Raw genomic sequence first — 18,975 nt, 5'->3', positions numbered from 1 at the left:
GACGCGCTGGACGTTCAGACAAGGGTGAACGTTCAGTCCTCGTCCTCTTCGTCGTCCTCGTCCTCATCATCTTCGTCGTCCTCATCATCTTCGTCCTCGTCCTCTTCGTCGTCCTCGTCCTCATCATCTTCGTCGTCCTCATCATCTTCGTCCTCGTCCTCTTCGTCGTCCTCGTCCCCGTCTTCTTCTTCGTCGTCGTCCTCGTCCCCGTCCTCGTCGTCCTCGTCGTCCTCGGCGTCTTCGTCCTCGGCGTCTTCGTCATCCTCGTCGCGCCGTTCCTCCGCGACGTCGTTGGCGTGCTGGAAAGCGTCCTTTTCAGCAGGCTCACCAAGCGCTGCGTCCGCTCCCACGACAGAGATCTCGTCAGACACTTCGTCTTCCCTTGCTTCCATCGCGACCTCTCCCTCCCGCGGCGCAGCAGGCGACGCGCCGACGTCTTCCGATAGGTTCTCGCCCGCACTGGCGACGCTCGTCCGGAGCGATCCCTCCGCGCCGGCGAAGCTCTCCTGTCCCGATGTCACCACCCCCGTCTCGGGCGGCTCTTCACCGAGCTCACGCTCATAGGCACGGCGCGACTCCTCGGTCAGCTCGGTGAACTCGCGCAGGGTGGGCAGCTCGCCGAGCGCCTTCAGGCCGAAGAACTCGAGGAACTGCGCCGTCGTGCCGTACAGCATCGGACGCCCAGGCTCGTCCTTCTTGCCCAGGATCCTCACGAGGTCACGCTCCAGGAGCGACTTGAGCGCCGCGCCGGAATCCACACCGCGGATCTCGTCGATCTCGGGCCTCGTGATCGGTTGCCGGTACGCGACGATCGCGAGCGTCTCCGTCTGGGCGCGAGACATCTTGACCGGCTTCTGCTCTGTCACCTCGCGAACGAAGGGCGCAAATGCAGGGCTCGTTCGAAAGACGTACCCTCCGGCGACCTCGTCCAGACGAAATCCTCGTCCGTCGTACTCCGCGACGAGCTCGGCCAGCAACTCTCGCACGACGCGGTGCTCTGCGTTCGCCGAACGCGCGAGATCACGGGCCGGCACCGGTCGCTCCGCCACGAAGATGAGCGCTTCCAACACGCCCTTCAGGTGCTTGCGCGCGACGGCAGAGAGCCCGGGCGCCGTGGTTGCGCTCCGGACAGGAACGTCGGCGCGGCGCGCCGGATGACCGAGCTGGTCCCATGCGCCAGCGCGGAAGCGAGCGACCGGATCTTGCCGTGTCCCTTTCGGCGCGCGCGGCTCCTTCTTCGCGCCCCTCGGCTTCTTCGTTCCGCCGAGCCACGCGTGCGCCGCTGCCCTCAGCCGCGCGGGCGTGGTCTGCGCGCTCGCCTTGGCCGGCGTGCCCTGCCCTGCCGTCTTCGGCGCACGCGGCTCCTTCTTCCCGCCCCTCGGCCGCTTCGCTTCGCCGAGCCATGCGTGCGCCGCTGCCCTCAGCCGCGCCGGCGTGGCCTGTGCGCCTGCCTTGGCCGGCGTGCCCTGCCCTGCCGTCTTCGGCGCACGCGGCTCCTTCTTCCCGCCCCTCGGCCGCTTCGCTTCGCCGAGCCATGCGTGCGCCGCTGCCCTCAGCCGCGCCGAGGCGCCCTGTCCTGTCGTCGTCTTCGCTATGCGCCGCCGCTTCGCCGCGGCATCAGCCACCGTCACGGCCACTCCCTGCGTCTACTTCATCCACCTCTGTCGGCGGCGCTGCGAAGTCCTCTACGGTCGAGTGCGCGTTCGGGCCCACAACCGCATCGCGCTCCGCCTCTTCAGGAGCCGGACCGGCATCGGCTTCCGCCGCGTCCACCGCAGGCTCGCCCCCTGCGACGTCGTGCGCACGGCTCGTCTCCTCCGCCGTCCCAGGAAGCTCCGTCCCCGACGCTTCGCCGCTCGATTCCTCAGCTGGCTCGGCCAGCTCCGGGTCCGTCGGTTCGCCGGTCGGTGGCTCCACGGGCTCCGCCAGGTCCGCGTCACTCGCCTCGACGTTCCTCTCTTCCACGGGCTCGACCAGCTCCGACCACGCCAGTTCGCTGCTCGACGCCTCCGCTGCTTCCGCGGGCTCCGGTTCTGCCTCCGCGACGCTGACGTCCTCCACCTGCTCCACAGGCTCGGCCGGCTCCGACCACGCCAGTTCGCTGCTCGACGCCTCCGCTGCTTCCGCGGGCTCCGGTTCTGCCGCCTCGACGCTGACGTCCTCCACCTGCTCCACAGGCTCGGCCGGCTCCAGGCGCTCCGGTGCGCCGCTCGGCGCCCCCGCGAGCTCCGCTTCCGACAGTTCTCCGCGCGCCTGCTCGACCGGCTCGACGAGCTCCGGCCCAGCCGGCTCGCTTCGCCCCACCTCGACGGCCTCCGCGATCTCGCCCTCGGCAGCAGCAGGCGGTACTCCTGCCTCCTCGCTCCCCGCTGTCTCGATCCGCTCCGCCACCGGCGCGCCGTCCTCGAATCCGTCATCCGTCACCGGCGCGCCATCGGCGACCGCGAGCTGGATGTGAATGGGCGCCAGCGAGTCCGTCTGATGGACCCGGATGAGCCTCAGCTTGCACATCTCGAGCACGGCCAGGAACGTGATGACGACCTCGAAGCGAGGGATCACTCCCCCCTTCGAGACGCTGTCGAGCAGCAGATCCTCGAACCGCATGGCGCGCCGCGCGGAGAGCTTCTCCGTGAGCTCGACGATGCGATCCGTGATGCTGATGCGATCGAAGACGACCTCATGATCAATCTGGACGTTCGTCCGCTTCAGCACGCGCTCGAACGCGTCCAGCAGGCTGAAGATGGCCGTCTGCGCGAACGGAGCCGGGCCCTTCGGCACCTCGCTCTCGCTCATGCCGCGCGTGAACACGTCGCGCCCGAGCGTCCCGCGCTCGGCCAGGTCGGCCGCGGCGACCTTGTACTTCTGGTACTCCAAAAGCCGCCGGACGAGCTCCTCCCGCGGATCCTCCTCCTCACCCGGCATCCCGTCGTCGTCCTGCCCCGCAGGCACGCTCGGCAGGAGCATCTTCGACTTGATGTGCGTCAGCGTCGCCGCCATCACGAGGTACTCGCTCGCGAGGTCGATCGAGAGCGAGCGCATGATCTTCAGGTACTCGAGGTATTTTTCCGTGACGAAGCTCACGGGGATGTCGAGGATGTCGAGCTCGTGCTGCTGGATGAGGTGCAGCAGCAGGTCGAGCGGCCCCTCGAACGTGGGAAGCGTGACGACGTACTCGCCCTCGCGCGGCCCTGCATCGGCCGCCGGCGAGGCGACCTCCCGGGGCGGCGAGGCGGCCTCCCGGGCCAGCGAGGCGGCGGCCTGGCGCGCGGCGGGCGCAGGGGTGGCACCCGCGTTGCCGCGCCCTTTCCCGCTGCGCGCCCGTGCTGCACCCGCCTTGGAGCCGCTCACGCCGCGACCGTAGTCGCAAGGCGCCGGTCGGTCCACGTCCGAGCGTCCTCGGGCGCCGCGGCGCGCCGAAACGCCGCTGCGTCCGAGAATTTATGGCGGGAGCGGTGCTAGGATCAGCGCCGTCGATGGAGCCGTCCCCCGCGAAGAGCTGCCCCTCGTGCGGCGAGCGCTACGACGCGGGCGTCCTCTACTGCCCGCGCGACGGCACCCCGCTCGCGAGCTCGCGCAAGAGCCCCACGTTCGGCGCCGCGGAGCGCGACCCGTACGTGGGCATCACGCTCGGGGGGCAGATCCAGACCCGCCACCTCATCGGCATCGGCTCGATGGGCCGCGTCTACCGCGCTTTCCAGGCCGGGATCGAGCGCGACGTGGCCGTGAAGATCCTCCACCGCGAGCTCAGCAGCAACGCCGAGCTCGTGAGCCGCTTCCACCGCGAGGCCAAGATCTCGAGCCGGCTCGTCCACCCGAACGTCGTCCAGGTCCTCATGACCGGGAGCGTGCCCCCCGCGGCCGACCCCCGGATCGGCGGGGAGCTCTACCTCGTCATGGAGCACCTCGACGGCATCTCGCTGCTCTCCGCGCTCGCCGCGGCAGGGGCAGGCGGCGAGAGCGAGGCGCTGCCGCTCCCGAGGGCGCTCCACATCGCCCTCCAGGTGTGCGACGCCGTCGGCGAGGCGCACGCGCAGGGGATCGTCCACCGGGATCTCAAGCCCGAGAACATCATGCTCGTCCGCCGCGGCGAGGACCCGGATTACGTGAAGGTGCTCGACTTCGGCATCGCCCGCCTCGACTGGGCCGACAAAGCGATGACCACCCAGGCGGGGCTCATCTTCGGCACCGCCAAGTACATCTCGCCCGAAGGCGCCGAAGGGCAACGGGTCGGTCCGCCGGCGGACGTCTACTCCATCGCGACGATGCTGTACCAGTGCCTCGCGGGGCGCGCCCCGTTCGAGGGCGACTCGCCCGTCGCGCTCCTGGTCCAGCACACGCACGCCCCGCCGGCGGACCTGCGCAGCATCGCGCGCTCCAGCTACGTGCCCGAGCCCATCGCGCGGATCGTGATGCAGAACCTCGCCAAGAAGCCGTCGGACCGGGCCCCCGACGCGCGCGCCCTCGGCCGCGACCTCGCCCTCGCCGTCCGGGCGAGCGGCCTCGACCCCGATGAGATCGCCGCCCAGCCCGGGCTCCTGCGCGCCAGCGCGGTCATGAAGCTGGCCTCGAAGTCGCGCACCAAATCGCTCGATCTCTCCCCCGCGCTCGCCGCCCAGATCGGCGGCATCGCCGCGCCGACGCTCGAGAGCGCCCACATCGGCGACCTCGATCCCCGCCTCCCGGGGGGCGAGGCAGCGCGCTACAGCGACCCCGCGTCGCACCGCCGCGAGAGCGACCCCGCGTCGCGCCGCCGCGAGGAGGAGCGCTCCTCCTCGAGCGGCGTCGAGCGCGCTTCGTCCAGCTCGATGAGCTCGGCGCCCTCCTGGACCACGCCGCTCGCAGCGCCGTCCCAGGCCGAGCGGCCTTCGAGCGGCGCGCGGTTCGGCGGCGCGTTCGCCGAACCGGTGGAGCGGCTCGACGCCGGAGCGCGCGCATCGTGGAGCGCCGCTCGCCACGGCGGCGCGGCGGACGAGCCCGCGCGCACGGCGATCGGCCTCGGCATCGATCCCATGCGCGACGCTGCGCCTGTCCCGTCGACCATGCAAGGCGTCGAGTCCGCGGCGCGGCCGCTCCCCCGCCGGGCGATGATCGCGCGCGCGACCGCCCTGCTCGCGTGCGCCAGCGCGGTGGCGTTCGTCGTGTTCCTCGGCGGGCGGCACCTCGGCGCCTTCGGGGGGCCGGCCGCGCGCGACACCCTCGAAGCACACATCGAGCGCGCGCGCGACTGCATGGGCAGGCACGCCTGGGACACCCCGCCCCGCGAGAACGTCAAGGAGATCGTCTCGCAGGCGGTCGCGCGGTGGCCAGGAGACGCGCGCCTCGCCGAGCTCCGCCGCGAGTCGTCCGAGCGCATCGTCGCCGACGCCCTCGGGCGGAAATATGCCGGCGACAGGGCCGGCGCCATCCGGCTCGCGAAGCTCGCGCTCGAGCTGCAGCCGGCGCTCACCACCGCCCAGCACCTCGTCGCCGAGCTCTCCGGCGGCCCGCCGGGCGCCGCCCCGGCGCCGCCCCCTCAGGTCGCCCCGCAGAGCGCGGGGCCGCAGGCCACAGGCGCCGACCGCAGGCCTGCGCCGCGCCGCCCCGCGCCGGCCGAGGTCCGCGGCGCTCCCCAGGGCCAGCCGCCGGCGCCCGTCCCCCGGGGCGCGCCGGCCCCGCCCCCGGCGCCGGGCGGCGCGGGTTCGCCCGACAGCACAGGCGCCGCCTCGCCGCCGGCCAGCGCCGCACCTGCGCCGGTCCTCCCGCCCTCGCCGCCGCCGCTGCCCACGGACGCCGCCTCGCCGCTCCCCTCGTCGACGGGTCCTTGGTTATAATCCAGAGAAGGTGAGTCCAGCCGGCCGGTACCCGATGTCGCAAGCGCCCGCCAACGCCCGCGCCGGGCAGGGCGGCCGGGCAGCGCCGGCGGGGCGTGGCAGCGCGCGATCGCCGAGCGCGCGCGCGCTCGGCGCCGCATGCGCCGCCGCGCTCGCCGCGCTCCTGATCTCCGCCCCCGGCCGGGCCGACGAGAGCAGGGCCGCCCGCCGCGCGGTCGCCGCGCGCGAGCGTGGTTTCCCCTACACCATGGTGGAGGTGAGCAGCGGCGTGATGACGCTCCCGGGCGCCGACGTCTGCCCCGTTTCGCTGTCTCCGGGCGCCTGCGAGCAGGGCGAGACGAGCGTCTCCCTCGGCATCCACAACCTCTACCGCTGGCGCGACATCGGCTTCGGCGCAGGCATCTTCTGGGCGGCGACGCTGACCTCCGACGCCGCGCGCGGCGCGCGCGGCCTCGAGCGCGATCACGCGCGCAGCTACTTCATGCTCGACGGGCTGTTTCGCTACTACGCCCTCCGCATCCGCAGCTCGGAGTGGTGGGCCGGCGTGACGGTCGGCGGCGTCATCGTCAACGACTCGTGGTCGGTCGAGGCCGATCGCAACCCGTACTCGGACACGGCGTATGTCGGGCCCAGGGCGGCGACGATCGGCACCGAAGGTGTCGCCGCGGGGCTCGCGATCGGCGGCGACTGGGCCTTCGCCGACAACTGGAGCGTCGGGAGCCACATCCGCTACTCGAGCTGGTTCCTCCCCGAGCAGCGCAAGGTCTCCCCGACCGGCGATCTCGCCTCGCTCTCCGAGCGCGTCGACATGTTCAACATCGGCGTCCTGATCGCGTACCGCCTCGCGCTCTGACGCCGCGCCAGGCGCCGCCTGCGGCGCCTCACGCCCTGACGCCGCGCTCCGCTCGGCGGGCGGCAGTTGACGCGACATCGCCAGGTCGGTACGCCTGCCCGGCCGTTTCCATCCTGCGAGGAGCCCCCGATGCCGCTGAATCTCTCGAAGGTCGGCTACACGACCCAGCCCAGCGCGTTCACCTTCAACTGGAAGACCCTGGCCACCTACGCGCTCGGGATCGGCGCCAAGCGCGAGGAGCTCGAGTACCTGTACGAGGGCACGCCGGGAGGCATGAAGGTCTACCCCACGTTCGGCGTGATCCCCTCCCAGGGGACCGTGTTCGAGGCGCTCGAGGTGGCCGGGGCCGAGCTGGCGCTCATCGTCCACGGAGGGCAGACGCTCCGGGTGCACCGCCCGCTCCCGACGAGCGGGACGCTGTTCACGACCGCCACGCTGGCGGCCATCTACGACCTCAAGAAGTTCGCGCAGGTGATCGTCGAGACGAAGACCACGCTCAACGACGAGCCGCTCTTCGACACCGTGTGGTCGATCATCGTGCGCGGCGTCGGTGGCTTCGGCGGGCCGCGCCCGCCGCACGCCGAGTCGGAGGCCCCCGTGCCGAAGGACCGCGAGCCCGACTGGGTCGTCGAGCAGGCGACGGCGCCCGAGCAGGCGCTGCTTTACCGGCTCTCGGGCGACGAGAACCCGCTGCACGCCGATCCGGAGGTCGCTGCGAAGGCGAGCTTCACGCAGGGCCCCATCCTGCATGGCCTCTGCACGTACGGCTTCGCGGCGCGCGCGATCATCCAGAAGGCGGCGGGCGGCGACGCGAGCCGGCTGCGGGCGTACGGCGCGCAGTTCCGCAAGCCGGTGTGGCCGGGCGATACCCTCATCACGCGGGGCTGGGCGCTGGCCGGCGGCAAGGTCGCGGTGGTCACCTCTGTCAAGGATCGCCCCGATCCGGTGCTCACGAGCGCGTGGGCGGAGATCGGCTGACGGCCGGCGTGGTCGCGTGCTAAGGGCCGAGGCCCGGATCAGGGAAGCGTTATGAGCAAGACGAGCGAGAAGGACAGGGCCAAGGACGACGAGGACCTCGACGAGGCCGGGTCGACCGACGAAGGCAACGACGACGGCGAGGAGGAAGAGGCGAAGGCCACCGCGGTCCGCGGCCGTGGCCACGGCCACGGCCACGCGCACGACGACGACGACGCTGAGGACGACGGCGCCGAGCCGGAAGATCCGTACTGGTGGGCGCCGCACGCCGTGCTCAGCGCGCTCGTGCTGATCGGGCTCCTCGGCTTCTTCGGCATGTTCAACAAGACGCCGCTCGCCCGCCTCGCGGCCCCCGTCGCCCCGGAGCCCGACGAGCACGAGCACGCGACCGCCGCCGCTCCGCCGCCCGCTCCCACGCCCCGCCCGGCGCAGTCGGCGCAGGCGCCGAGGGAGATGTTCGGCGCGAAGCACCTGCTCGTCATGTACAAGGGGAGCCGCCGAGCGCCCCCGACCATCGAGCGCACGAAGGACGAAGCCAAGGCCCGCGCGACCGAGGCCATGACGAAGGCCAAGGCCGATCCGAGCAAGTTCGCGGACGTCGTGAAGGAGTACTCGGACGAGCCGGGGGCGGACAGGCGCGGCGGGGACCTCGGCAAGTTCCCGAAGGGCGCGATGGTCCCGGAGTTCCAGGCGGGCCTCGAGAAGATCAAGGTCGGCCAGGTGAGCGACCTCGTCGAGACGGCGTTCGGCTACCACGTCATCCTCCGCACGCAGTGAGCGCGCGGCGCCGCCGGGGCCGCGGCGCCGCAGCGTCGCGAGCCCCGGGCGGCTCGACCCCTCCCGCTGCGGTCAGCGCGCCGGCGCGGTGACGAGCTTCTTCAGCCTCGCCGTCTTCTCTTCCTTGGTCAGCGTCAGCTTGGCGTGCTCGTCGGCCGTCATGCCGTTGCGGAGCACGCGGGCCTCGTCGCCGATGCCGTAGACGGTCTTGTCGGCGCGCGCGAAAACCCACTCGGTCGCGGAGCCCTCGCCGTCCTTGTTCATGAGGCGCACCGAGCCGTCGCCGATGCCCTTCTCCCTGGCCGCGCCCGGCAGCTTCGCCAGCGTCGACACCACGTCCTTGGCCTGGTCGACGTCGTCGCGCACGACCGCGACCACCCGATAGCGCTTGTCGACCTCCTTGTAGTAGCCGAACGCGCCGGGCCCAGCGCCATCCACCCCGAGCACGTCCTTGGTCTCGTAGCGGATCCCGAGCTGGATCATGTTGTCCCTGGGCAGCGCCGCCGCGGCAGGCGGCAGCGACGGCTCGCCGGGCAGCTTCGCGCCCATCTCCTTCACGAGCCCGGGCAGGACCTTCTCGCTCGACGACTTGAGCGCCGCCTCGGCCAGCGCCTCGTCGTTGTAGGTGATCTCGGCGAGGTACTGTCCGCGCCAGAGGTACGCGTTCCCGACCCCCATCGCGGCCGCGCCGCCCCCCTCGATCGCGCGGGGCGTCGCCTCGTCGGCGGGGTCACCGTCGCCCACGGTGCGCTTCGTGAACATCCCGTAAGCGCCCTCCGTGGATCCGAATTTCGAGAGGTGGACGTCGACGGTCGCGGAGCCGCCCTCGCCGCTCACGTACCGCGCCTCGACCACCCGCCGCACGCCGAATCCCTTGTAGATCTCGCACTCCCCGTCGAACATGTCGCAGATGCTGTCGAGCGGCAGGGGCGCCGATTCTCCGAACGTCTTCTCCCCGCCGTTCGGGTCGAGGCAGAACCCGCCCGTCGTGCGCGGGAAGAACGGCGCGCTCGCCGCGTCGCTGATCGTCCCTCCGCCGCCAGCGCAGGCGGCCGGCTTCGCGGCCGGCGGAGGCGGCGGCGGCGCGCCGAGGGGCTCTTCCTTCTTGCTGCAGCCCGAAGACAGCGCGGCCACGAGCGCGCCGGCGAGCAGCGCGCAGCGCCACGCACGGGAGCGCAACGGCCTCCCGGGGCACGCGCGCGTCGCGCGGGTCGCGCGAGTCGCAGCTGACACGCTGTGGTCCAATGGGCCTCTCGGTGAACACCTTTCGGGCGGGAATCGCATGGCCTGTTCGCCTTGCACCTTTTTTCATAGCGCCGCAATCGTTAGCGCCCGCGGCGAATCGCTTTGAGAGATTCACCATGAAGTTCCATGGCTTAGCGCCCCATGTCGAGGGCATGCAGCTTGCCTTTGCCGACCCTTTGGTGCGTCCTCCCTCCTGTTCGCGACCTCCTCCTCGTGATTCCGATCGACCGCGGGCTTGCGCTCCGGGGCAGCGCGCGCTGCGCCGCCGTGGCGCGCGCGGCTTCACCCTGCCGGAGCTGCTCGCGGTGGTGGTCCTCATCGGCATCCTGGCCGCAGCGGCGTCGCCGAGCTTCGTGAGCGGCATGCGCGACCGCCGCGTGAACCGCACCGCGATGGAGATCAGCGGCATCTACCGGCTCGCGCGCTACCAGGCGATCGGGCGCGGGGCGGCGGTCCTCGTGCGGTGGACCGCCTCGACAGGCGCGTTCCAGGTGCGGCAGGCGCAGGTCGATGACATCGCCGCCGGCTCTCTGATCGCGACGAGCTGCCTCAGCATCGCCGACTGGATGAACCCGGCCCAGACCCAGCCGGTCACGACGTTCCACACCGAGGGCATCGAGCTGGCGGCGATGCAGCTGCTCGATCCCACCGGCGTGGCGCACGACAACGCCGACGTCTGCTTCACGCCGCGGGGGCGGACGTTCGTCCGCTACGACCCCGCCGGGGCGTTCGCGCCGCTGCTCGGCGCGCTCCGGGTGGATGTGACCAACACCAGGACCGGCCTCCTGCGCTCGGTCTTCGTCCCGCCGAACGGCGTCGCGAGGCTCGGGCTGTGAGCGCGGCGCGTGCGAGGAGGGCGGCGAGCCGCGGCTACACGCTCATCGAGGTCATGGCGGCGCTCGGCGTGCTCGCGATCGGCGCCACCGGGGTGCTCGCGCTGCAGAAGGCGACGCTCATCAGCAACACGAACGCGCGCAACCTCGCGATCGCCAACAGCATCGCCATGACCTGGGCAGAGCGGCTGCGGGTGGACGCGCTCCAGTGGAACGATCCCATGCGGGTGCCCGACATCAACAGCGACACGGACTGGCTCGCGCTCAGCACCACCGCCCCGTTCACGAAGGTGACCCCCACGGAGATCACCGCGCTCGGGTCGCCGAGCGCCGACGTGCTCGGGGCCGACATCTACGCGGGCGACACGTCGGCGTCCGCGTTCTGCACGCACGTGCGCTTCCGCGAGTTCACCGATCCCGTGTCGGGCACGCGGATCTGGGACAGCCTCCTCCGCGCCGAGATCCGCGTCGTCTGGGAGCGCAACGGGGACCCGATCAACTGCGGGATCCTCCCGCTCGACGTCGACGCGGCCCCGGGGCGCTTCGGCGCCGTCTACCTGACGACGGGCGTGCTCCGGAACACGAGCGAGGACAGGCGATGACGACGAGCCGACGCACCACCCGCCCGCGCGCGCGGGCCTCAGGACAGCGAGGCTTCACGCTCGTGGAGCTGCTCGTGGCGATGGCGGCCGGCCTCGTCGTGTCGCTGGCGGCCTTCCTGCTCTCGAAGAACGCGACGCGCTTCTTCCAGAACGAGGCAAGGGCCTCCGCCTCGCACCTCGCGGCGACGCTCGGGATGAACCGGCTCACCGCGGACCTGCAGCGCGCCGCCTATCTCTCGTCGGCCAACATCCTCGATGACCCGGAGGTCTGCCAGGTCCCGGCCTCGCCCGTCGGCCTGCGGCGCCTCGCCGGGATTTCGATCCTGCGCCAAGGGTCGGAGTTCCTCCATGCGACGGAGCTCAACCAGAGCATCGCCAACGGGCTGCACCCTGACTCCATCATCATCGGCGGCAGCTTGAACAGCACCGAGCTGTTCGAGTTCAGGAAGATCAGCGATGAGTCGGGCGACTGGGTCGTCGAGCTCAACCCGAACAGCTCCGCCGTGCAGCGCACGCTCGCGCGCGCGCAGGGCGGCGGGCAGAGCCTGACCCAGATCTTCGCGCCTCACCGCTTCCTGCGCATCATGGTCCGCGGTCAGGAGAAGTTCCTGTATGGCGTCATCGACCAGGTCAACGTGATCGGCAACCCGCCCACCCAGATCGACATCACGCTGAGGGCGGATCCCGGCCTTCCGACGCTGGTCGGGCTCGCCGATTGCGGCGTGACCCCCGGCGGCTCCACCGGCGACGGAGGATGGGTGAACGTCGTCTCCCGCGTCCGCTACGACATCCGGAGCCTCGTCGGCAAGGGGACGGCCTACGACCCTCTCGTGGCGCCCATCACGACGGAGCTCGGGACGCTCATCGGCGACAACGGCCGCACAGAGCTCGTGCGGGTCGAGCTCGACGAAGAGGATCAGGAGATCCCGGGCACGCTCGAGCTCATCGCGGAGTACGCCGTCGATCTGAAGTTCGGGATCTCCACCGCAACGGAGGGCACCGTGCCCGGGGTGACCAATCCGCAGATCACGCGGTTTCCGATCACCGCGATCGACAACGCGTCCGTGTACACCAACGCCGCCGCAAACGACCAGCCAGGGGCCAATCCGGAGCGCGTGCGGTCGGTCCAGGTCCGGCTCTCGACCCGCACCCGCGCGCCCGATCGCGACGTCGGCCTCCCCGTCCCCGTGGGCCCGGATGGCCGCAGGCTCAGGTTCCTGATCCCCGGCATCGCCGCGGGCGCCAACACCTATGGGAACACGGCGCCCTCCGGATCGCCGCCAGTCTACGCCCGGATGCGCACGCTCTACGCCGACATCGCGCTCCCCAACCAGGCCTACGTCCCATGGTGAACACAAGCATCGCCCGGTCCCACCGGCGCTCCCGCGAGCGGGGCGCCGCCGTCTTCATCGTCGTGCTGGTCATCACGATGCTCACCGCGATCGGCCTGTTCGCGGCCCACGCGGCCACGCTGTCGACCATCGCCAGCGGCCACGAGCGCCGGATGACGCAGACCCACTATCTCACCGAGTACGCGATGCAGCTCGCGATCGCCGAGATCGAGCAGAAGGGCGGCCTCGAGATGATCCCCAGGTCGACGAGCTGCTCGGTCATCACCGACGCGTGCTGGCCGCTCCTGCCGCACACGTTCGACGCGGCAGAAGAGCTCCTGGAGCCGCCCGCGGCCGGCCCGCCGGAGACGCCCGGGAGCCTTGGTCGCGCCGACGTCCAGTGGATCGCCAAGGTGGAGATCACTGATAAGATAAGGCCTGCGATAGGGAACCGCGCCGGCAGCGACATGGGCGGCCCGAACCCGGTGAGCGTCGATTACTGCACGGTCACCATGAGCGCGCGTCTCATCGCCTGGCCCGGCGGCTCCGCCATCGCGACGGCGGGCAGCCAGGAATCCATGTCCGTCGTTGCCGATATCCTCTGCTCGAAGTGACGAACCGGAGCGCACGATGCGAAACCTGACGAAGGTCCTTGTCACCATGAGCTCCGCGGCGACGCTCGGCCTCGTCGCGGGGCGTGCACGCGCGCAGGCGATGGATGTGGAGCCGCCGCTGCCCAACGTGCTCTTGCTCGTCGACACGTCGGGCTCGATGGAGAAGACGGTGGCGGGCGGGGAGCCGGACTGCAACCCAGGCACTCCCCCCGCCTCCGAGGCCCTGAAGAGCCGCTGGACGAAGCTCGTCGAGTCGCTCACGGGCCCGATCCAGGACTTCAGCTGCGTCGCGCAGCCCCGCACGGGCACCGCGTTCGTCAACGAGTTCAGCCTCGGGGGAGAGCCGCCCTACGACAGGAACTACTACATCCCGTTCCATCGCATGATCTCGGGCCACTGCACGAAGGGCCCGGGGGCGACCTACGATCTGGTGGGAGAGCATCGCTGGGACAACGCGGCCACGCCTTGCACGACGCCGTTCACGCAGCTCAACTCCGGCCTGCTCGACGTCTATCAGGATCGGATCCGGTTCTCGCTCATGACGTTCGACACGCTCCCCGACGCGAGCACCGGGCTGCTCTCCGGCGCTCCCGATCCCGTGGGCGGCATGGCGGGGATGTGGAGCTACTTCCTCGGGTTCGAGCCCGGCCCAGGATACCCGGCGCGGGGCAACCCGCCCGCCTGCGCTGCCGCGGACATGGAGGTCGGCGCCAGGAACCCGTCCGCGCCGCTCTGGGAAGGGCCGCTCATCCCCTTCCCGACGTACACGGCGGATACCACCGAGGTCCGCAGCGTGAACGAGAGCATCCAGAACGCGCTCATCGCGATGCGCCCCTACGGCGCGACGCCGCTCGCCGGGATGCTGTCGGACGCACGCGACTACATCCTCAACGACGGCTCGCCCTGGAAGAGTCGGCCGCTCGGGCCGCGCGACGATCCGTTCATCAGCGGCGGCTGCCGCAAGACGTCGATCGTGCTCATCTCCGACGGCGAGCCGAACCTCGACCTGCGCCCGACCTGCGCGCAGGGCACCGGCCCCGGCCCCGAAGGGACGGGCTGTCCCTACGAGGAGCCGCAGGTCATCGCCCAGTCGCTCAACTCCCACACCAACCCGAACCGGCGTGTGCCGACCTATACTGTCGGGTTCGGCCTTACCACCCAGGCGCGGCAGGAGCTCAGCGATCCGACGTTCAATTGCGAGACGATCTCCAGCGCTGATTTCCTGCCCGCCGGGCGCTGCGACAACGCCGCTGGCGCGGTCAAGGCGTGCTGCACGCTCTCGCGCATCGCCATCGAGGGCGGGACCGATCGCGGCTATTTCCCGGACGACGCCAACGAGCTCTCCGCGGTGATGTCGAGGATCTTCGCGCAGATCGCCGCGAACTCGACGAGCCGCACCCTCCCCGTCTTCGCCAATGCGACCACGACCGCGAACAACGGCAGCACCGACGAGGGGGTCGCCTACCAGTTCGCCTCCTCGTTCAGCCCGCCGCCGGACGGCTCGCTCTGGAGCGGCAACCTCGAGCGCAAGCGCTTCGTCTGCGAGCCCGTGAGCGGCGTCATGACGACGCAGCTGAAGGACATCGACCCCGGCAAGGGCGATGACTTCGCGGCCAACGTCAACTCGAACACCGGGCAGCCGCGGCAGTTCTTCACCGTGATCGGCGAGCTGGACACCACCGCGCAGCGCATCTGGTCGAGCCGAAGCATCCGCCCCGCCACCGTCGCCACGGACGGGCTGGGCAGCTACACGGGCACGGTGACCGGCAGCGGCGCGCCCGCGCAGGCGACGGCGTTCGCGACCGATCTCTCCAGCGCGTCCCGCGCGCTCGACCTCGATCCCAGCGCGGCCGTCCCGCCGCAGTGCTCGGGCGGGCTGCAGGCGACCAACGCCGCGGACTGCGCCCGGCGCCTCATCGAGTGGGAGGTCGGCCAGCCGATGCCCTCGGGCGTCGCCTCCCGCGACGGCAACGAGCTCGGCAGCATCTATCACTCCACGCCGGTCGTCGTGGGGCCGCCGAACGACTACATCCCCGACGAGTCCTACCGGGCCTTCGCGGAGCACCCCGATCAGGCGACCCGGCCGCTCGTGCTCTACACGGCGACGACCGACGGGCAGCTGCACGCCTTCCAGGTGACCGCGGCGACCGCGTCGGACGCGCTCAAGGTGGACAAGGTCGAGAACAACGAGCTCTGGTCGTTCCTGCCGCCCCACGTGCTCCCCCGGCTGCTCGCGACGTTCAACCAGCAATCGCTGCTGCTCGACGGCGCGCCCGTCGTGAAGAACGTCGTCTTCGAGCGCACGTCGGCGCAGGTGAGCAGCGCCAACGCGACCTGGAACACCGTGCTCCTCGCCAGCGGCGGCGCGGGCGGCAGCTTCTACTACGCGCTCGACGTGACGAACCCGAAGGCGCCGCGGTTCCTCTGGCAGCTGTCCACCGACGACGCCGGCACCCCGCTGTTCGGCGAGGCGACGCCGACGCCGGCGATCGGCATGGTGGAGATGGAGTCCGGCGGCCAGATCAAGGAGATCGCGGTCGCCATCCTGCCCGGCGGCTCCGCCCCGCTCGATACGAGCCAACCCGCGTGCAACCGGAAGAACACGGCGCACCCGCTCTTCTATCCGACGGGCACCCTGGCGGTCCGCGACTCGGTCCGGTGCTGGGGCAGCGCGGGCACCGGCGGCCCCGTCGGGCCGTCGCGCTCGCTCACGATCGTCCGGCTGGACACGGGCGAGATCCTCCGCACGTTCCGCGGCCTCCCCTCCGAGGCCCCGGCCGGGATCGCCTCGCGGACCACCGAGGTCGACTTCGACTCGCCGATCACCGGCATCCCCGTGCCGTTCCCGGCGGGCGTCGGTGAGGTCGCCGAGCGCATCTACGTCGGCGACGCCGACGGGACGCTCTGGCGCGTCAGCCTGACGAGCACCAACCCGGACAACTGGACCGTGGACCTCGCCTGGGACGCGTACTCGTTCCCGACCGACAGCGCGGCGAGCAGCCAGCCGATCCAGACGACGCCGATCGTGAGCACCGATCCGCTCGGCAACAAGGTCATCCTGTTCTCCACCGGCGATCAGGAGGCGTTCACGGCGAGCGGCGCCATCGAGACGCGGGTCTGGTCGATCACCGAGCGACCGCACAACACCAGCCTCCGCTTCAGCGAGAACTGGGTCGTCCCCTTCACGGGCGGCCAGCGCGTGACCGGGCCCATCTCCCTCTTCAACGGCTGCGCGTACTTCGCGACGTTCACGCCCGTCGCGCCCGGGACCTACGCGTGCGCGGACGGGCGCGGCGCGATCTGGGGCGTCGACTACCTGCTCGGCAACACGGACACGCCGGCGTACCCGCACGCTTGCCTCATCGTCGATCCGGCCGCTCCTCCGGAGCACTTCGAGCTGCAGTCGCCGGGCACGATCGTCTTCGGCGTGGCCGTGACCCAGAAGCCGACGTGCGTGGATACGACGGACTACATCGATGAGTACTTCGGCCCGCAGACGATCGTCCGGCACTCCACCCCGCCCGAGTACCAGCTCGTGTTCCACACCGGCGCCGCCGGCGACGCGGACGCCCAGGGGGGCGCGACGCGAACGAGCACGAGGACGCTGCAGCGGCCGCGCAAGGTCGTTAAGATCGACTCGTGGGCCACCCTCATCGAATGACGCGAGCCAGCCTGTCGCGCGCCGGCGGCGCGCTCGCCGCGCTCGTCGCGTGCGCTTCGGCCGCGCCCGCCTGCCGTAGCGACGTCAGCGCGCCGGCGCCGGCGCCGCAGGCGAGCGAGGCCGCGGCGCCGAAGCCGCCGGTCGACCAGGCGCTGCCGGGCGAGCTCGCCGAGGGGACCGAGCAGGCGTTCGGCCTGCCCATCCCGCGCCGCATGAAGGTGCGCGCGCGCTTCGCCGATGCCGTCTTCGCCATCGGGGAAATCCCTGCCGAGCGGGTGGCGAACTACGTGCGCACGCGCGTCCTCGCCGGAAATGTCGAGACCGGGCCTGCGAAGACGATCTTCTCGCGCGCCACGGTGAAGAGCGCGCCGCAGCGGATGATCCGGATCGAGGTGGTCTCGCGCGCGCACATCTCGGAGCTCGTCATCCGCGACGAGACCCGGGCGCCCGCGGAGCAGGGCCTGTCGGTCGAGGAGCGCTGGCGTCGCAGCGGGCTCACGCCGGACGGCAGGGTGATCGATCCCACCCGCCTCGAGTGAGCGCGGCGGCGGCGGCCTCGACCTCCAGCGCCGCGGGGCCGCTGCGCCAGTCGGCGCCAGTCGACATCTTCGACCTTTCGAAGTAGATCGCGGCCGTGTCGACCAAGCCGCTCCCCACCGCTCCGCTCCGAAGGACGCCGCTCTACGACGAGCACATCAAGCTCGGCGGCCGCATGGTCCCGTTCGCCGGCTGGGAGATGCCGGTCCAGTACAAAGGCGTCACCGAAGAGCACAAGGCGGTGCGCTCCGCCGCCGGGCTGTTCGACGTCTCGCACATGGGCGAGATCATCCTGAGCGGCGAGCACTCCGGACAGGTGGTCGACTACCTCGTCACGAACGACGTGAAGAAGCTGGAGGACGGACACGCGCTCTACACGTGCGCGTGCAACGAGGCCGGAACGATCCTCGACGACCTCATCGTGTACCGGATCGACGCGCGGCAGTGGCTCATCGTCTGCAACGCCTCGAACCGCGACAAGATCGCCGCCCACATCCGGGGCGCGGCGCAGGGCCACTGCAGCTTCGAGGACGCGTCGGATCGCACGGCGATGATGGCGCTCCAGGGGCCGAAGGCGCTCGACATCGTCGCGCTCGCGGGCGGCGACGGCCCCGCGCTGCGCGAGCTCGCGCCGTTCCACTTCCGCGACGCGACGCTCGCCAACGTGCGCTGCACCGTGGCCCGCACCGGCTACACCGGCGAGGACGGCATCGAGATCTTCTGCTCGCCGTCCGACGCGCAGCGGCTCTGGCGCGCGCTCGTCGAGCTCGGCGGTCCGCTCGGCCTCGAGGCGACGGGCCTCGGCGCGCGCGACACGCTCCGCCTGGAGGCGCGCCTGTCGCTGTACGGCAACGACATCGACGAGACGACGAACCCCATCGAGGCGGGCCTCGGCTGGGTGGTGAAGCTCGACAAGGGCGATTTCGTGGGGCGCGCCGCGCTCCAGCGCATCAAGGACGAGGGCCCCGCGCGCAAGCTGGTCGGCTTCGAGATGACGGGGCGCGGCATCGCGCGCCACGGCTACCCGCTGCTCGACCAGAGCGGCGCGAAGGTCGGCGTCTGCACGAGCGGCAGCCCGGGGCCGACCGTCGGCAAGAACATCGGGCTCGGCTACCTGCCGGCGCCGATGGCGGCGGTAGGGACCGCCTTCCAGGTGGACTGCCGCGGGCGCACGGTCGAGGCGGTCGTGGTCAAGACCCCGTTCTACAAGCGGGCCTGACCCGCGCCGAGGCGCGCCGCGGCGCGCCGATCCGAGCGACCGCACGCGGCGACCAGAGATCCAGGTTGGCAAAGGGAGAAGAAGTCACATGGCGAGCGACAATGTCCGAACGGACCGGCGGTACACGAAGGACCACGAGTGGGCCAAGCAGGAGAACGATCTCGTCGTGATCGGGATCACCGCCTTCGCGGTCGAGCAGCTCGGCGACATCACGCTGGTCAACCTCGACGTGAAGCCGGGCGACACGATCACCGCGGGCACGGCGTTCGGCACGATCGAGAGCGTCAAGACGCTGAGCGATCTGTTCGCGCCGGTGAGCGGCAAGATCCAGCGCGTGAACTCGGATCTCGAGAGCCGCCCCGAGCTCGTCAACGACGACTGCTACGGCAAGGCGTGGATGATCGAGGTCGTCCCCTCGGACCAGGGCGAGCTCGGCACGCTCATGGATCCCGACACGTACAGCGAGCTCCTGAAGACCGCGGCGCACTGAGCGCCGCGCCCCTCCGCGTTCCGCATCA

The 18,975-nt window shown here is 71.3% G+C and carries 15 protein-coding genes; 12 read left to right on the top strand and 3 right to left on the bottom strand.

Annotated features, from left to right (window positions below; genetic code table 11):
- Positions 1 to 32: 32 nt before the first annotated feature.
- Positions 33 to 1,631 carry an SMC-Scp complex subunit ScpB gene (scpB, locus tag WMF39_RS10955; protein ID WP_437745477.1) on the bottom strand — a complete coding sequence of 533 codons (1,599 nt, stop codon included), beginning with the start codon at positions 1,629 to 1,631 and terminating at the stop codon, positions 33 to 35.
- Entirely contained in the window at positions 1,618 to 3,348 is a 1,731-nt protein-coding gene (locus WMF39_RS10950) for a segregation/condensation protein A (RefSeq protein WP_437745476.1), read from the bottom strand. Before WMF39_RS10950 ends, scpB begins: the two co-directional genes overlap by 14 nt.
- 125 nt (positions 3,349 to 3,473) lie before the next feature.
- Between WMF39_RS10950 and WMF39_RS10945 the strand changes: the two genes are divergently transcribed.
- The 4 genes from WMF39_RS10945 to WMF39_RS10930 all read left to right on the top strand — a co-directional run bounded on the left by WMF39_RS10945 (position 3,474) and on the right by WMF39_RS10930 (position 8,415).
- The gene (locus WMF39_RS10945; RefSeq protein WP_437745475.1) at positions 3,474 to 5,810 is read left to right on the top strand and encodes a serine/threonine-protein kinase; all 2,337 of its coding nucleotides are present in this window, start codon (positions 3,474 to 3,476) and stop codon (positions 5,808 to 5,810) included.
- 34 nt (positions 5,811 to 5,844) lie between these two features.
- Positions 5,845 to 6,663 (top strand): hypothetical protein, encoded by an 819-nt coding sequence (locus tag WMF39_RS10940; protein ID WP_437745474.1) that lies wholly within the window; start codon positions 5,845 to 5,847, stop codon positions 6,661 to 6,663.
- Between the two features lie 129 nt (positions 6,664 to 6,792).
- Positions 6,793 to 7,641 (top strand): MaoC/PaaZ C-terminal domain-containing protein, encoded by an 849-nt coding sequence (locus WMF39_RS10935; protein WP_437745473.1) that lies wholly within the window; start codon positions 6,793 to 6,795, stop codon positions 7,639 to 7,641.
- Between the two features lie 51 nt (positions 7,642 to 7,692).
- Complete coding sequence (locus WMF39_RS10930; protein ID WP_437745472.1) at positions 7,693 to 8,415, top strand: peptidylprolyl isomerase; 723 nt, start codon at positions 7,693 to 7,695, stop codon at positions 8,413 to 8,415.
- Positions 8,416 to 8,487: 72 nt separating this feature from the next.
- Here WMF39_RS10930 and WMF39_RS10925 read toward each other — a convergent pair whose 3' ends face one another.
- On the bottom strand, positions 8,488 to 9,594 hold the full coding sequence (locus WMF39_RS10925) for a DUF6599 family protein (RefSeq protein ID WP_437745471.1): 1,107 nt from the start codon (positions 9,592 to 9,594) through the stop codon (positions 8,488 to 8,490).
- A gap of 65 nt (positions 9,595 to 9,659) precedes the next feature.
- Here WMF39_RS10925 and WMF39_RS10920 point away from each other — a divergent pair, with 65 nt between their 5' ends.
- From WMF39_RS10920 to gcvH, 8 genes are all read left to right on the top strand, one after another.
- A complete protein-coding gene (locus WMF39_RS10920; protein ID WP_437745470.1) occupies positions 9,660 to 10,496 on the top strand; it encodes a pilus assembly FimT family protein in 837 nt (278 codons plus the stop codon).
- A complete protein-coding gene (locus WMF39_RS10915) occupies positions 10,493 to 11,095 on the top strand; it encodes a type IV pilus modification PilV family protein (RefSeq protein WP_437745469.1) in 603 nt (200 codons plus the stop codon). Before WMF39_RS10920 ends, WMF39_RS10915 begins: the two co-directional genes overlap by 4 nt.
- Complete coding sequence (locus WMF39_RS10910) at positions 11,092 to 12,447, top strand: PilW family protein (RefSeq protein WP_437745468.1); 1,356 nt, start codon at positions 11,092 to 11,094, stop codon at positions 12,445 to 12,447. Before WMF39_RS10915 ends, WMF39_RS10910 begins: the two co-directional genes overlap by 4 nt.
- Positions 12,441 to 13,040, top strand: a complete 600-nt coding sequence (locus WMF39_RS10905; protein ID WP_437745467.1) for a hypothetical protein — start codon at positions 12,441 to 12,443, stop codon at positions 13,038 to 13,040. The genes WMF39_RS10910 and WMF39_RS10905 overlap by 7 nt, the downstream gene beginning before the upstream one ends.
- A 16-nt stretch (positions 13,041 to 13,056) precedes the next feature.
- Positions 13,057 to 16,701 (top strand): hypothetical protein, encoded by a 3,645-nt coding sequence (locus tag WMF39_RS10900; protein WP_437745466.1) that lies wholly within the window; start codon positions 13,057 to 13,059, stop codon positions 16,699 to 16,701.
- Entirely contained in the window at positions 16,698 to 17,240 is a 543-nt protein-coding gene (locus tag WMF39_RS10895) for a hypothetical protein (RefSeq protein ID WP_437745465.1), read from the top strand. Before WMF39_RS10900 ends, WMF39_RS10895 begins: the two co-directional genes overlap by 4 nt.
- A gap of 95 nt (positions 17,241 to 17,335) precedes the next feature.
- Complete coding sequence (gcvT, locus tag WMF39_RS10890) at positions 17,336 to 18,457, top strand: glycine cleavage system aminomethyltransferase GcvT (RefSeq protein ID WP_437745464.1); 1,122 nt, start codon at positions 17,336 to 17,338, stop codon at positions 18,455 to 18,457.
- An 88-nt stretch (positions 18,458 to 18,545) separates the two neighbouring features.
- Positions 18,546 to 18,947 (top strand): glycine cleavage system protein GcvH, encoded by a 402-nt coding sequence (gene gcvH / locus WMF39_RS10885; RefSeq protein ID WP_437745463.1) that lies wholly within the window; start codon positions 18,546 to 18,548, stop codon positions 18,945 to 18,947.
- The last annotated feature ends 28 nt before the right edge of the window (positions 18,948 to 18,975 follow it).

This window comes from Sorangium sp. So ce1504 (assembly GCF_051521635.1).
GTDB lineage: Bacteria > Myxococcota_A > Polyangia > Polyangiales > Polyangiaceae > Sorangium > Sorangium cellulosum_B.
The sequence above is the reverse complement of the archived record's forward strand: the minus strand, read 5'-3'. Positions and strand labels throughout refer to the sequence as shown.

Excerpts from the sequence above, each read along its gene's own strand:
- WMF39_RS10940 (WP_437745474.1), top strand. The coding sequence starts at position 5,845 with ATGTCGCAAGCGCCCGCCAACGCCCGCGCCGGGCAGGGCGGCCGGGCA.
- WMF39_RS10930 (WP_437745472.1), top strand. The coding sequence starts at position 7,693 with ATGAGCAAGACGAGCGAGAAGGACAGGGCCAAGGACGACGAGGACCTC.
- WMF39_RS10945 (WP_437745475.1), top strand. The coding sequence starts at position 3,474 with ATGGAGCCGTCCCCCGCGAAGAGCTGCCCCTCGTGCGGCGAGCGCTAC.
- WMF39_RS10920 (WP_437745470.1), top strand. The coding sequence starts at position 9,660 with ATGGGCCTCTCGGTGAACACCTTTCGGGCGGGAATCGCATGGCCTGTT.
- WMF39_RS10895 (WP_437745465.1), top strand. The coding sequence starts at position 16,698 with ATGACGCGAGCCAGCCTGTCGCGCGCCGGCGGCGCGCTCGCCGCGCTC.
- WMF39_RS10935 (WP_437745473.1), top strand. The coding sequence starts at position 6,793 with ATGCCGCTGAATCTCTCGAAGGTCGGCTACACGACCCAGCCCAGCGCG.
- WMF39_RS10910 (WP_437745468.1), top strand. The coding sequence starts at position 11,092 with ATGACGACGAGCCGACGCACCACCCGCCCGCGCGCGCGGGCCTCAGGA.
- gcvH (WP_437745463.1), top strand. The coding sequence starts at position 18,546 with ATGGCGAGCGACAATGTCCGAACGGACCGGCGGTACACGAAGGACCAC.
- WMF39_RS10900 (WP_437745466.1), top strand. The coding sequence starts at position 13,057 with ATGCGAAACCTGACGAAGGTCCTTGTCACCATGAGCTCCGCGGCGACG.
- WMF39_RS10905 (WP_437745467.1), top strand. The coding sequence starts at position 12,441 with ATGGTGAACACAAGCATCGCCCGGTCCCACCGGCGCTCCCGCGAGCGG.